The organism is Microbacterium sp. A94 (assembly GCF_051842855.1).
In the GTDB taxonomy this organism is placed as follows: domain Bacteria; phylum Actinomycetota; class Actinomycetes; order Actinomycetales; family Microbacteriaceae; genus Microbacterium.
On the sequence record NZ_JBPXMU010000001.1, the window covers coordinates 927,979 to 941,097 of the forward strand.

Here is a 13,119-nt window from a genome sequence, read left to right on the forward strand (position 1 = left end):
TCGCTGATGCGAACCTCAGAACAGGAAGGCGCTCGATGAGTCCCGAACGCCGCCTCGGCGCAATCGTGCTGGCTGCCTACTCCCCCGATCCGGAGCTGTTCAGCGTCCAGCTGCGCTCCCTACAAACGCAGACCGTGCGCGATTGGGAGTGCATCATCTCCGTCGATGGTGAACGGGCGCCGGTGGCAGCACTTGTCGCCGAGCTCACCAACGCTGATGAGCGTTTCCGCGTCATCGGCGATGACTCTCGGCGCGGCTTCTATCTGAACTTCGAGCATGGCCTGCGGGCGGTCGCTGGGGATGCCGCGTGGATAGCGCTCTGCGACCAGGACGATCGCTGGGACGAGGACAAGCTCGAGAGGCTCCTCCCTCACCTCGATGACGTCTCGCTGATCTCGGGACAGGCACGGCTCGTGCAGCACCCGTCCGGCACCGTCACCGGTGTCACCGACCGCCAAGACCATGGCGCTGTGCTCACCATGCTGTCCAACCAATTCACCGGTTCGCTGTGCCTCTTCGATCGCGAGATTCTCGATGATGCGCTGCCGTTCCCCCGGGTGTCGACGCGTGTCGCGACCCACGACCATTGGCTGGCCGTCGTGGCGGGCGCGCACCGCGGAACGCGCATCGTCGACGACGTCGTACAGGATTATGTGCAGCACGATGCGAATGTCTTCGGTGACCCGAGCCGCCTGGAGAAGACCGGCATCGCCGCATCGGTGCGCAACGTCCTGGGCCTCGCCGAACGCTACGAAGGATCGCGATCGCCCCGGGCACTGGCGCGAATGACGTTCTGGACGTATGTCGGCTGGCGCCAGATCATGTTCGACACTCTCCAGGCGCGACGCAGTTCGATCGCCCCCGGCATGGATGCTCTGTTCGGTGCCGGACGACGCTGGGGCGCGCTGAACAGGCTGCTGCAGTCAGCTCAGCGAGACGGCGACGTGCCGCGGAGATTCGTGCTCGAGTATCGGGCGAGCTGGCTCGCCGGTGCGCTCAGCGGTGGACGTCGGGCCGCGGCTCGTATGGCCGCTCAGTCCTCTGACTGACCGCCGCCTGCCTGGTTCTCCCACTGCTGCATCCGACGGGAAAGATCCTCGATCTCGGCACGCTGCAGCGCGGACTCCTCTGCCAGCCGTCGGATCTCGTCCTCAGCGCTGCTGAGTTCCCACGACAGGTGAAATGTCACGCCGAGCAGCAGCAGCAGCGCAGCGGCGAACAGCAGGTTCGAGGGCAGCTGCACGCCGAGTAGTTGGGTGAGCCCCTCCCACATGCCCGGAAAGAGGCCAATCACCAGCACGACCAACGCGATCAGCAGCCACAGCACCGCGTACTTTTCGCGCAGGCGGCGGGTCAGCAGCATCCACAGCACGACGGCGATGATGACGGCGGCGAGGACGATTCCCGCGATGACGATCATGCTGCGCTCACTTTCGGCTCAGAGCGCCGAGCGGGATTTCGCATCACGGCAAGCAGCAGCGCGAAAGCCGAGCGGAACAGATAGACGGCGGCGCCGACCGGGTGCTGGCTGGGGTTGCCATGTGCACGCGGCCGCATCGCAACGGGGACCTGCGCAACGCTGAGGCCCGAATGCACAGCCGCGACAAGCGAGTCGATCGTGTCGCCGAGGTACTCGGCGGGGTAATAGCTGACGTACTGTTCGATCGCCCGACGGTTGGCTGCGCGGAAACCGCTGGTCACGTCTGTGAGTCGTGTCTTGGCGATTCGCGAGACGACACGGGCGAGAACCAGCATCGCCCAGCGGCGCGGGCCCCGCACGGTGTACTCGCCGACTTGAGCGAAGCGCGCACCGATCGAGATGTCTGCCTCGGCAAGACCGGCGAGAACGCGCTCGATATCGGCTGGGTCGTGCTGCCCGTCAGCATCCACCTGAATCGCGCGGGTGTATCCATGCCGTGCCGCATAGGTGAATCCTGTGCGCATGGCACCGCCGACACCGAGGTTGAACGGCAAAGACAGCACGACAGCACCCGCCTCGCGGGCGACGCGAGCGGTTTCGTCGGTGGAGCCGTCATCGATGACGACGACATCGAAGTCTGCTGAGGCCGCACGGATCTCTTTGACGGTGATACCGACGTTGCGGCTCTCGTTCCATGCGGGTACGAGCACGAGGACGCGATCTTGCCCTTGCGTCATTCCTCGGTCCCCTATCAGCTCAGCCGCGCCCACAGGCGATCACCTTATACAGTCTCGCATCGCCCTCGCTGTCGACCAGCTGCACGGCGGGTGAGTCTTGGAGCTCTTGCACACCGGGAAGCGGGTTCTCATCGTCTTCGTGAACCTCATCGGCACCGAAGTCCAGGACATAATCGACGCCGAGAGCATCGATAGCCGCACACACCTCGGGCATGTCGACGGCGTCGGCCAGGTGCTCGTTGATGAGCTCCAGATCGGGTGAGATGTCCATCAGCGCGTGCGGCATCAGCACCTGGCGATCCGCGAGGGCATAGGCGAGGCTCGCACCGGTATAGGCGCTTCCGGCGATGACGGCATCCTGCGGCACGATCTCATCCACCCGCTCCAACAGCGCTGTCTCATCAGCGGTGAGCAGGTAGGAGTCCTCATCGGCGCCGTAGACGTTGTTCGCCCAATCCTCGGCCTGAGGCGTGACCTGGATATGGAAGACGAGGAAGGCGATGACGGATGCTGCGATCGCGAGGGTCAGTCGCTTGGCTGCGGGTACCCGGCGCCGGCGTACGACGGCGGTGACGGCATCCGCTGTGCGCGCGATTCCGAGTGCTGCCAACGGCACCAGCGCAACGGCCAGCAGCGCAGCGAGACGCGGCCAGTTGTTGTACCAGCTGCCGGTGAGGGCATCGCGCAGGTTTCCCCAGGTCAGAGCCTCGGCGGCGACGAACAGCACCGCGCCGATGAACCACATGCCCGCTGCGATCATCACTTCGCCGCTGCGCTCACGCACCACCCAGTAGAGGCCGACCAGAATCGAGATGCCGACGAGCCAGGCGCCAGCCGGGTAGAACAGCGTCACTGTCAGCACCTGCCAGATGGCTTCGCCCATCCCCGACTCGGTCGGCCATTGGCGTGTTGCGAGCGGTGGACGCAAGGCACGCAGCAGCAGCATGCCGGCCGCCACGTAGACGAGCGCCGCGACGATCACCGCTATGCGCCTCGAGCGCGACGTCGATGCGCGCCAGTGCCGCACGCCGAACACGACGAACATCGGCGCACTCAGCGCGAGCCAACCGACGAATCCTCCGGGGTGAGCAAGGGTGAGCCCCGGCAGGGCACCGATCAGCACCAGAGCCCACCAGCCGGCAGGCAGACGCTTAGCGTGGTGTCCGATTCCCAGCAGCGATGCGGTTGCGGCAAGCGTCACCGGAAGAAGCGCGAGTGCGAGCTGGTACGGATACAGCACGCCGAAGTCCATCGGAAGCAGCGGGAAGGCGGGAACGGCGGCCGCGACGATCCCCGCGCCCACCATCACCGAGGGTGCCGAGCCGAGCAGCACGCGTGCCAGCAGTAGAGCGCCGACCGGCCAGACGACGACAGCAACCGAGAACGACATGGCGTTGATCACCAGCGGTATGCTCGCACCGCTCAGCTGCATCACGATCGCCGCCAGCGCGTGCCAGGCAGCCGGATAGAACGGGATTCCGCCACTCGGGCTCGTCATCTGGCCCAACTGCAGAGACGAGGCGATGCCGGTCTCGGTGATGTAGCGGATGGCGTTCAGATGGAAGATGTTGTCAAAAGTCTGCGAGATCGCATCAGGTGTACCGAGCACCCGGAAGATCAGCAGGGCGATGGCAAGGCCGGTCACAGCAAGCACGCCGAGCGTCCACCAGCGATACCGCCTCGGGAACCGCACGACCTCGCGTGAACCCGTCACTCGGCGGACGATGACGATCACCACACCGATCAGAACAGCAACGCCCAATGCGGGCACAACTGACCAGCGCATGCCGATCCAGCCGGCGACCGTGCTGCCGACGCCGGCGACGGTGGTGGAAAATGCCGGGGCCGCGGCAGCGGCCCAGAGGCCCCGCAACCCGATCAGTCGGGCGAGCGTCCAACCCAGGACCGCAAACAGCGCGAGCGCCACAAGCACCGGCCACAGTAATTCGAGCATCTCCACGAAGCGTTTACCTTCCTGCCGTGGCCACTGAACAGAATAGTCCGTGTGCTTGCGCCAGCCTGCGCATCGACTGCGAGCAATATGACACCATGGACACGTGAAAGGCATCATTCTTGCGGGCGGTTCTGGTACCCGGTTGCACCCGATTACGTTGGGTGTCTCGAAGCAGTTGATCCCGGTATACGACAAGCCGATGGTCTATTACCCGTTGTCGACGTTAATGCTTGCGGGCATTCGGGACATTCTGGTGATCACGACGCCGCATGATGCGGAGCATTTCGAGCGTTTGTTGGGTGATGGGTCGCAGTTCGGCATCAATCTGACGTTCGCGCAGCAGCCGTCTCCCGATGGGTTGGCTCAGGCGTTCACGATCGGTGCGGACTTCATCGGCGATGACAGTGTCGCGCTGGTTCTGGGTGACAACCTGCTGTACGGGCCGGGGCTGGGTTCGAAGCTGCAGAGGTTTGAGAACATCGACGGTGGTGCGGTGTTCGCGTACTGGGTCGCGGAGCCCGAAGCGTATGGCGTGGTCGAGTTCGACAGCGCAGGCAAAGCAATCTCTCTCGAGGAGAAGCCTGCTGTGCCCAAGAGCAATTTCGCCGTGCCTGGCCTGTATTTCTATGACAACGATGTTGTGGAGATCGCCCGGAACCTCGCGCCGAGTGCGCGGGGTGAGTATGAGATCACGGACGTGAACCGGGCGTATTTGGAGCGCGACAAGTTGCAGGTCGAGGTTCTTCCGCGCGGCACTGCCTGGTTGGATACCGGGACGTTTGATCAGATGACGGATGCTGCGGACTATGTGCGCACGATGGAGCGCCGCACGGCGTTGAAGATCGGTGTGCCCGAAGAAGTCGCGTGGCGTCAGGGATATCTCACCGATGACGAGTTGCGGGTGCGGGCGGAGAAGCTCGTGAAGAGTGGGTACGGCACGTACCTGTTGGATCTGCTCAAGAGAGGACACGTATGAGCCGTCTGCTTGTGACCGGTGGGGCCGGTTTCATCGGGTCGAACTTCGTTCACCATGTCATCGAGAACACCGATGACCATGTCACTGTGCTGGACGCTTTGACGTATGCGGGCAACCGTGAGTCGCTGACGGGACTGCCTGCGGATCGGGTCACGTTCGTGCATGGCAGCATCACGGATGCGCCGTTGGTGGATGAGCTGTTCGCGACCACGGATGCGGTGGTGCACTACGCCGCGGAGTCCCACAACGACAACTCCTTGGATGATCCGCGCCCGTTTTTGGACACGAACATCATCGGCACGTACACGCTGCTGGAAGCCGCCCGGAAGCATGACACCCGGTTTCATCACATCTCCACGGATGAGGTGTATGGCGATCTGGAGCTGGATGACCCGGAGCGGTTCACCGAGACCACCCCGTACAACCCCTCGTCACCGTACTCGTCGACCAAGGCCGGCAGCGACCTGCTGGTGCGGGCGTGGGTGCGCTCGTTCGGGGTGCGCGCGACGCTGTCGAACTGCTCGAACAACTACGGTCCGTACCAGCATGTGGAGAAGTTCATCCCGCGTCAGATCACGAACGTGATCCGCGGCATCCGTCCCAAGCTTTACGGGGCCGGGGAGAACGTGCGCGACTGGATCCACGCCGATGATCACTCCTCTGCCGTGCTCACGATCCTGAACAAGGGTGTGAACGGGGAGACGTATCTCATCGGTGCGGACGGGGAGAAGAACAATAAGGACGTTGTCGAACTGATCCTGACCATCATGGGTCAGCCCGCCGATGCGTACGAGCATGTCACCGATCGGGCAGGTCATGACCTGCGCTACGCGATCGATTCGACCAGACTGCGCACCGAGCTCGGGTGGATGCCCGCGTTCGCCGACTTCGAAGCAGGCCTTGCCGCAACGATCGACTGGTACCGGAACAACGAGTCCTGGTGGGCGCCATCCAAAGACGCCACCGAAGCCTTCTACGCAGGAAAAGGCCAGTGAGCGAGATTTTTGGCAAGCAGCTGCAGCAGATCGAGACCACGATTCCGGGTCTGGTGCTGTTCGACCTGCCCGTGCATGGTGATTCGCGAGGCTGGTTCAAGGAGAACTGGCAGCGCGAGAAGATGACCGCACTGGGGCTGGAGGACTTCGGTCCCGTCCAGAACAACATCTCCTTCAACGACGCGATCGGCACGACCCGTGGCATCCATGCCGAGCCGTGGGACAAATGGGTGTCCGTTGCTACCGGTCGGATCTTCGGCGCGTGGGTGGACCTTCGTGAAGGGCCCACGTTCGGCGCAGTGTTCACTGCCGAGATCGACCCGTCACGAGCGATCTTCGTCCCGCGCGGCGTGGGCAACTCCTATCAGACGCTCGAAGAGAACACGGCGTACGCGTATCTGGTGAACGACCACTGGTCGCCCGATGCCGAATACGCGTTCCTGAACCTCGCCGATGAGACTGCGGCGATCGAGTGGCCGATTCCACTCAGCGAGGTGGAGATCTCCGAGAAGGACAAGGCCCACCCGCGTCTGGCTGAGGTATCTCCGGTCTCTCCGCGAAAGACACTCGTCGTCGGCGCTGGCGGACAGCTCGGCCTCGCGCTGCGCGGGCGTCTCGGCAATGCCGCACACATCGAGTACGTCACCCGTGCTGAGCTCGATGTCACCTCTCCCGATCTCGTCTCCGCACGCCGCTGGCGCGACTACGGCACGATCATCAACGCTGCCGCATACACGGCCGTTGATGCAGCCGAGACAGCAGAAGGCCGTGCGGCCGCGTGGCAGGCGAACGCAGCATCCGTCGCCGCGCTCGCCCGCATCGCCGATGCGAACGGCATCACGCTCGTGCACGTCTCCAGCGACTACGTGTTCGATGGCAGCTTCGACGGCGCCTATACCGAGGATGCGGCGTTCGCGCCGCTGGGCGTATACGGACAGACCAAGGCGGCCGGCGACATTGCGGCTGTCACCGTGGCCCGCCACTACATCGTGCGAACCTCGTGGGTGATCGGCGAGGGCAACAACTTCGTGCGCACCATGGCATCGCTCGCCGAACGCGGCGTCGATCCGAAGGTCGTCAGCGACCAGATCGGCCGGCTCTCATTCACCACCGACATCGCCGCTGCCATCCAGCATCTGCTGGATTCGGGCGCCGCGTACGGCACGTACAACGTCACCAGCAGCGGTGAGCCCCGTTCCTGGGCCAACATCGCGCGCGACGTCTACCGTGTCACCGGCCACGACCCGGAGCGTGTCAGCGACGTCACCACCGCGGATTATTTTGCGAATGCAACCACGCCGGTCTCGCCACGCCCGCTGAACAGCGTCCTCGATCTGACGAAGATCACCGCGACCGGGTTCCTTCCCCGTGACGGCGCAGAAGCACTGGCGGAGTACCTCGGCCGCTAGGCCGTGTGATATGTCCACGCATCGTCGTTAGAACGGTGCGTTTCCTTCGCCGTCGTGCCACGGATTCTCGGGTGTAACCGGGCCCTGCACTCGCAGTGCGACATCTTCGAAGGTCACATGCCCGGTCACGCCCGGCGCGCGATCAACGTAGACGTGGCCGATCGGGCTGGTCCACTCCAAAACACCACCTGGGAGCTGTTTAACCTTCCACGGGGTGTGGTGCTTCGTGACATGGTGCCGGCGACACTTGCCCGAGAGGTTGTCGATGTCGGTTGCGCCGCCCAGGGCATGATCAACGGTGTGGTCGTCGTCGGTTTTGCGGGCGGTGATCCGGCATCCGGGAAATCGACATCGTCGATCCCGGGCCCGGAGGTGTCTTCGCATTTCTTCGCTCGGGCGATATCGGTCAACGGCGAGAACAGCCCCACTGATCGGATCTGTCATCACCCGATCCCATCCGGGTGCGTTTCCGGCGAGAATACGTGCCGTGTCGGGATCGATCGGACCAACACCCTCCAGATGTGCCGGCGGTGCCGTGTCGTTTAGATCGGTGAGCGTGAGCAGAGGAATCGTCACCTCGACAAAGGCTTGAATGGCACCCAAGAGGCTGTCCCCGGCGTCGTGTCCGGTGGGAGTGCCAGTCAGCAGCAGGTCAGCGGCGATATCGGCACGAATCTCTCGGAGCGTCCGGGTGTCCGGTGTGAAGTCTGGATCGCCCGCGTGTTCTTTCGCCGCGCGGTCGTTCTCTTTCTTCTTTGCGAACGCCATCTGCGTGAGACGCTCGAAGATCCCACGAATCACAGCAGTGGAACCAGAGATTCCGAGGTCGCTCTGCCCATCCTCTAACGTGCGTGTCCAGACGCCGCGCTTCTTACGAGCCTCGGCATGACGATCCGCGAACGATGTTTCACGGAACCGCTCCGAGAGCTGCTTCGCATACGGACGTAGCCGGTTCGGAGATTCCTCGAGCGCTCGAGCAAGTACCGCCTTCTCGTAAGCTGCGCGCTGTGACGCATCTTCAATCGGAGCCCCCGCCTCAGTGATCACCCGGACATGAGCGGCGGAGATTTCTCCCCTACTGAACGCCGCGGCCGTAAGCGGGAAATTATCACGAAGCAGGGCGGCATCGCCCATCTGCGCCTCAATGGTGCGGTCGGAGACCCGTATTGCCGCGCCGATCTCGGCTGCGACGGCACGATGAGCGAGTTCTCGGGACCTCAGATCAGTAATGTCTTCGTCATGATCAGCAATCGTGTCGGCCGTGGCCAGCAACGAGGAACGCAGCGCGTTCATCTGCTGGATCGTGCGCTCAACGGTGATCAGAGTCGACACGACGTCGCCGAGGAGCACCTGCTGCTCCGGGGCCGTCATCGTCGATTCGGTCATAACTTCATTGAACACCGGACCACGGACATTGCACTTTCGACGATGTGCGAGAAGGTGACTGACTCCATACCAAAGGCTAAACGACTAGCCTTTGGTATGATCGCGTGATGACCACGAATGCGGTCCCGGCTTTCATCGCGAATGCCCCTGTGGAACTTGCTGCCGCGACGCTCGCGCTGGCAGATGATGCAAGCCAGGAGCTGGCACGGTTCGACACCGAAGCGGGCATGATCGCTGCGCCCTTCGCGGCAATCCTGTTGCTTAGTGAGTCCGCATCCAGCTCAGAAGTGGAGAACCTCACCTCCAGCGCCAAGCAGGTGGCCCTCGCCGAGATCGGAGAATCGAGGTCCAGTAACGCACAACTGGTTGTTGCGAATGTTCGTGCCATGAACGCAGCTATCGCCCTGTCAGACAGACTCGATGAGAGCTCGATCCTCGCCATGCAGGATGCGCTGCTGCGGGATACTGCACCAGAGTTCGTCGGCCGGTGGCGGGAACAGCAAGTGTGGATCGGCGGCGGGAACATATCTCCGCATGCCGCGATATTTGTACCACCACATCAGAGTCGGGTTCCTGCTCTGATCGCTGACATGGTCGGCTTCGCACGGCGCACCGATGTGCCCGTGCTCGCGCAGGCGGCGATCGCGCACGCACAGTTCGAGACGATCCATCCCTTTCCTGACGGCAACGGTCGAACCGGGCGCGCACTCCTGCAGGGAATGCTCCGTCATGGCCGGCTAACTCGCAATGTCACTGTGCCGGTCTCCGCGGGGCTGTTGCAGGACACCGACGCGTACTTCGACGCGCTCACCGAGTATCGGGCAGGCCGCCCGGACGTCATCGTGGCGATCGTCGCTGAGGCGGCATTCGCAGCTGTGACAAATGGCCGCGCGCTCGTGAACGATATTCAGACCGCAGAGACGCACTGGAACAGCCAGGTCATCGCTCGGAGCGACTCTTCGGTGCACCTGGTGAAGAAGTACTTGCTGCGTCAGCCAGTCGTGAACACGAAGACCACGGCAGCCGAACTGGGAATCAGCGAGGTCGCAGCGCAGGGGGCGATCGACCGGCTCGTCGATGCCGGCATCCTCACCAAGATCAGCACGGGCAGGCGGAACCGCATCTGGCAAGCACCTGAGGTTCTCGCCGCACTCGATGCGTTCGGCGTGAGGGCGCGACGCCGGCGCGGCTGAGACGCTACCGGACGCCGTCTACTCAGGCAGCGGTGCCGACGACGATGCGCGGCGTGCCGGCCCACAGATCGGCATCCGTCGCCGCGCGACCATCGACAAGCAGCTTCACACCGGGCAGGGCCGCTGGCGCAAGCTGCTTGTACTCGGCGTGATCCGTCTGCAGGACCGCGAGATCCACCTCGCCGCCCATCGCATACGGCTCAAGGCCAAGGGCACGCAGTTCGTCGTCGGTGTACAGCGGGTCATGGACAACGACATCCGCACCACGATCCTTCAACGCGGCGACCGTCGGGAAGACGCCGGAGAACGCCGTCTCCTTCACTCCCCCGCGGTATGCAGCGCCCAGTACGACAGCACGCTGTCCGGTGAGATCCCCGAGGATCCCCGCAGCCTGGGCAACCAGACGCTCGGGCATCGACGCGTTCAGCTGGCGGGCAACGCGGACGATGTCAGCATCCGGGTCTGTCGACAGGTAAAGGCGCGGATACACCGGGATGCAGTGACCACCAACGGCGATCCCTGGACGGTGGATGTGGCTGTAGGGCTGGGAGTTGCACGCCTCGATCACCTTGTAGACGTCGATACCGTTGGCCGCGGCGAACAGGCCGAACTGGTTCGCCAGCCCGATGTTGACGTCGCGGTATGTCGTCTCGGCGAGCTTCGCCATCTCGGATGCTTCCGTGGTGCCGAGGTCCCACACGCCGTTGGGCCGGGGAAGGTCGGGCCGCTCGTCGAACTGCAGCACGGCCTCATAGAACTCGCGAGCCAGACGATTGCCCTCATCCGACAGCGCACCGATGAGCTTGGGGTACTTGCGCAGGTCGGCGAAGACACGGCCGGTGAGCACACGCTCCGGCGAGTACGCGAGATGGAAGTCCACGCCCTCGGTGAGGCCGGATCCGGATTCGATCATCGGCTTCCAGCGGTTGCGCGTGGTGCCGACCGGCAGGGTCGTCTCATAGGAGACGAGGGTGCCAGGAGTGAGGTGCTCGGCGAGGGATCGCGTCGCAGCATCCATGTACTTGAAATCGGGCTCCCACGTCTCGTCGTCGACGAAGACGGGGGCAACAAGCACGACAGCATCCGCACCCGGAATCGCTTCGGCGTAGTCGGTGGTGGCGCGCAGACGGCCAGCAGGGATCAGCTCGGCGAGCTTCTCCTGCAGGTGGGCCTCGCCAGGGAACGGCTCGAGACCTGCGTTGATCGTGTCAACGGCCTTCTGATTGACGTCGACGCCGATCACATCATGCCCCGAAGAGGCGAACTGGACGGCGAGGGGAAGCCCGATCTTTCCAAGGGCGACGACAGCAATGCGCATGGGTTCTATTCTAGGCGCGCGATCAGCGATGGGCTGGGCGGGCACCCAGCCGCGCTCGTCACGAAACCGATCAATAGTGCGGCGCAGCCGGGAGTCCGAAGTACTGTTCCAGGGTGTGGAAGCCACCCGCCTTGTAGTCGGTTGCCAAGGCAGCGCCGACATAGCGCAGATGCCACGGTTCACTCATGTATCCGGCGATGTGCTGGTAGCCAGGCTCGTAGCGGACGATGAACCCGAAACGATGCGCGTTGTCGTTGACCCAGCGGCTCTGCGGCGTGCCGCCGAACCCATAGATACTTCCGCATCCGTTGCCGCAGGCGACGACATCGATGGCCATGCCGCTCTGATGCTCGCTGAATCCTGGCCGAGCAGTGTCGATCTCGGCCTGAGCTATGCCCTTGCGACGGACAGCACTGTCGAACAGCTGCTGCTGGTACGAGTACGAACGATGTGCGCTGGCATTCCCCATCGCGCCCGCCCCCTCTGCGCTCGCGTGCGCAAAGAGCTGTTCGAGAGCTCCGGCCGCTTCCCGACGCATCCATCCTCCGCCGACGTTACGCACGTTGACAGGACGCATATCGGCCGGTTCATGGGACGACGGAAGCGGACGCTTCTTGTTCACGACCAGCCAGGGGCTGTGGGGATCCGTCGTGCTCAAGCAGCCGTGCTGGTTGCCGACGAGACCGCGGAGTGCACCGACGCCGCCAATCAGGGTTAGCGTCTTGACCGATGGCTGGCTGGTAATTCTGGCTGTCGTTGTTGATACGCAGTACGGGATCGTGAGCACGACGGGTGCTCCGCGCCGCGCCGCCAGCGGGATCGCCGAGATCGCGTCAGGAAAATCAGTGCCGGTGGCGAGAAGCACTTCGTCGATCACACCGAACTCGCCCGCAACCACGGCGCTGGTCTCGTAGCGGTCCGCTCCGCCCAGTCTCGACGGCTTCGCCCCGGTGACGGCAGCTGCTTCCTGTGCCAATGCGCTCGAGAGCGCACCCTGCCCACCGATGACTACGAGCCGTGATGCTCCGAGCTTCCCCAGCGTCTGCTTTGTCGCGGCGTCCAGGCGCGGCAGTGCCGGGTCGATGAGCAACAGCGGTGCGCTCTTCGCCGCGGCGAGAGCGCCGCCCGAAACGGCATCGGCGAACGTGCGTCCGGCCGTGACATAGACAGTGCCCGTGCCGTTCGGGAACCCCTGTTCCACCACCAGTCGCGACGTGTCATAGCGATCGGCTCCGCCGGTTCGTGTCACAGTCGCCGCATAGCTCTTCAGCTGATCGCCGACGCTTCTCGAGATCACACCTGTGCCGCCGACGATGACGATCTCCTTTGGCGACAGCCGACGGAGCTCATCGATCGTCGCGCGCGGCAGCCCGTTGTTGTGCGCAAGCAGCACCGGGGCGTTGCGTACAGTCGCCACGGGACCGGCGCTCAGGCTGTCGGCGAACGATGCCCCTGTGGTGACAAATACCACCTCCACCGCCTTCGGATCGCCGAAGGCCGCCTGTGAGACCGCGGCGGCGGTCTCGTAACGGTCTGAACCGGCGATCCTTGATGCCGCGGTGCCCGCATACGCCGGTGTCGACACCACCGCCGCCGCGCTCGAGATGATCAACGCGCTCAGCGCAAACGCCAGGACACGCGCTTTCGACATTTCAGCCTCTCCACGGCGCGGCCTTCTGGTCGCCACAGCCATCCGACACGCTAACAGCATCGGGGCCGTCACAGCGGTCC

Annotated in this window: 11 protein-coding genes; 5 read left to right on the forward strand and 6 right to left on the reverse strand. The window is 63.9% G+C overall.

Annotated features, from left to right (window positions below):
- The first annotated feature begins 35 nt into the window (after nt 1-35).
- Nucleotides 36-1,049, forward strand: coding sequence for a glycosyltransferase (locus ACSU1L_RS04665; RefSeq protein WP_439254870.1), 1,014 nt, complete (start codon nt 36-38; stop codon nt 1,047-1,049).
- Here the strand turns inward: ACSU1L_RS04665 and ACSU1L_RS04670 are convergent.
- Genes ACSU1L_RS04670 through ACSU1L_RS04680 form a run of 3 tightly spaced genes read right to left on the reverse strand, consistent with a single transcriptional unit; the run spans nt 1,034 to nt 4,111 of the window.
- Nucleotides 1,034-1,420, reverse strand: coding sequence for a DUF2304 domain-containing protein (locus tag ACSU1L_RS04670; protein WP_438253511.1), 387 nt, complete (start codon nt 1,418-1,420; stop codon nt 1,034-1,036). The two genes, ACSU1L_RS04665 and ACSU1L_RS04670, sit on opposite strands and share 16 nt — an antisense overlap.
- Nucleotides 1,417-2,157: a glycosyltransferase family 2 protein gene (locus ACSU1L_RS04675; protein ID WP_438253510.1), complete on the reverse strand. Its 741-nt coding sequence runs from the start codon at nt 2,155-2,157 to the stop codon at nt 1,417-1,419. The genes ACSU1L_RS04670 and ACSU1L_RS04675 overlap by 4 nt, the downstream gene beginning before the upstream one ends.
- A 19-nt stretch (nt 2,158-2,176) precedes the next feature.
- Entirely contained in the window at nt 2,177-4,111 is a 1,935-nt protein-coding gene (locus tag ACSU1L_RS04680; protein WP_439255045.1) for a DUF6541 family protein, read from the reverse strand.
- Nucleotides 4,112-4,214: 103 nt separating this feature from the next.
- Here ACSU1L_RS04680 and rfbA point away from each other — a divergent pair, with 103 nt between their 5' ends.
- From rfbA to ACSU1L_RS04695, 3 genes are read left to right on the forward strand one after another with little or no spacing between them, the layout of a single operon-like run.
- Nucleotides 4,215-5,087 carry a glucose-1-phosphate thymidylyltransferase RfbA gene (gene rfbA / locus ACSU1L_RS04685; protein WP_439254871.1) on the forward strand — a complete coding sequence of 291 codons (873 nt, stop codon included), beginning with the start codon at nt 4,215-4,217 and terminating at the stop codon, nt 5,085-5,087.
- Nucleotides 5,084-6,082: a dTDP-glucose 4,6-dehydratase gene (rfbB, locus tag ACSU1L_RS04690; RefSeq protein WP_439254872.1), complete on the forward strand. Its 999-nt coding sequence runs from the start codon at nt 5,084-5,086 to the stop codon at nt 6,080-6,082. The genes rfbA and rfbB overlap by 4 nt, the downstream gene beginning before the upstream one ends.
- A complete protein-coding gene (locus tag ACSU1L_RS04695) occupies nt 6,079-7,491 on the forward strand; it encodes a sugar nucleotide-binding protein (protein WP_439254873.1) in 1,413 nt (470 codons plus the stop codon). The genes rfbB and ACSU1L_RS04695 overlap by 4 nt, the downstream gene beginning before the upstream one ends.
- Nucleotides 7,492-7,518: 27 nt before the next feature.
- Here ACSU1L_RS04695 and ACSU1L_RS04700 read toward each other — a convergent pair whose 3' ends face one another.
- The gene (locus tag ACSU1L_RS04700; RefSeq protein WP_439254874.1) at nt 7,519-8,877 is read right to left on the reverse strand and encodes a DUF222 domain-containing protein; all 1,359 of its coding nucleotides are present in this window, start codon (nt 8,875-8,877) and stop codon (nt 7,519-7,521) included.
- Nucleotides 8,878-8,984: 107 nt separating this feature from the next.
- Here ACSU1L_RS04700 and ACSU1L_RS04705 point away from each other — a divergent pair, with 107 nt between their 5' ends.
- The gene (locus ACSU1L_RS04705; RefSeq protein WP_439254875.1) at nt 8,985-10,070 is read left to right on the forward strand and encodes a Fic family protein; all 1,086 of its coding nucleotides are present in this window, start codon (nt 8,985-8,987) and stop codon (nt 10,068-10,070) included.
- Nucleotides 10,071-10,092: 22 nt separating this feature from the next.
- On the opposite strand, the gene ACSU1L_RS04710 is transcribed toward ACSU1L_RS04705, so the two are convergent.
- The gene (locus ACSU1L_RS04710) at nt 10,093-11,388 is read right to left on the reverse strand and encodes a nucleotide sugar dehydrogenase (RefSeq protein ID WP_439254876.1); all 1,296 of its coding nucleotides are present in this window, start codon (nt 11,386-11,388) and stop codon (nt 10,093-10,095) included.
- Nucleotides 11,389-11,458: 70 nt separating this feature from the next.
- A complete protein-coding gene (locus ACSU1L_RS04715) occupies nt 11,459-13,039 on the reverse strand; it encodes a cell wall-binding repeat-containing protein (RefSeq protein ID WP_439254877.1) in 1,581 nt (526 codons plus the stop codon).
- Between the last annotated feature and the right edge of the window lie 80 nt (nt 13,040-13,119).

Bases quoted from the DNA above. Each gene is read 5' to 3' on its own strand.
- rfbB (WP_439254872.1), top strand. From the start codon at position 5,084: ATGAGCCGTCTGCTTGTGACCGGTGGGGCCGGTTTCATCGGGTCGAAC.
- ACSU1L_RS04665 (WP_439254870.1), top strand. From the start codon at position 36: ATGAGTCCCGAACGCCGCCTCGGCGCAATCGTGCTGGCTGCCTACTCC.
- ACSU1L_RS04670 (WP_438253511.1), bottom strand. From the start codon at position 1,420: ATGATCGTCATCGCGGGAATCGTCCTCGCCGCCGTCATCATCGCCGTC.
- ACSU1L_RS04675 (WP_438253510.1), bottom strand. From the start codon at position 2,157: ATGACGCAAGGGCAAGATCGCGTCCTCGTGCTCGTACCCGCATGGAAC.
- ACSU1L_RS04705 (WP_439254875.1), top strand. From the start codon at position 8,985: ATGACCACGAATGCGGTCCCGGCTTTCATCGCGAATGCCCCTGTGGAA.
- ACSU1L_RS04710 (WP_439254876.1), bottom strand. From the start codon at position 11,388: ATGCGCATTGCTGTCGTCGCCCTTGGAAAGATCGGGCTTCCCCTCGCC.
- ACSU1L_RS04715 (WP_439254877.1), bottom strand. From the start codon at position 13,039: ATGTCGAAAGCGCGTGTCCTGGCGTTTGCGCTGAGCGCGTTGATCATC.
- ACSU1L_RS04680 (WP_439255045.1), bottom strand. From the start codon at position 4,111: ATGCTCGAATTACTGTGGCCGGTGCTTGTGGCGCTCGCGCTGTTTGCG.
- ACSU1L_RS04700 (WP_439254874.1), bottom strand. From the start codon at position 8,877: ATGACCGAATCGACGATGACGGCCCCGGAGCAGCAGGTGCTCCTCGGC.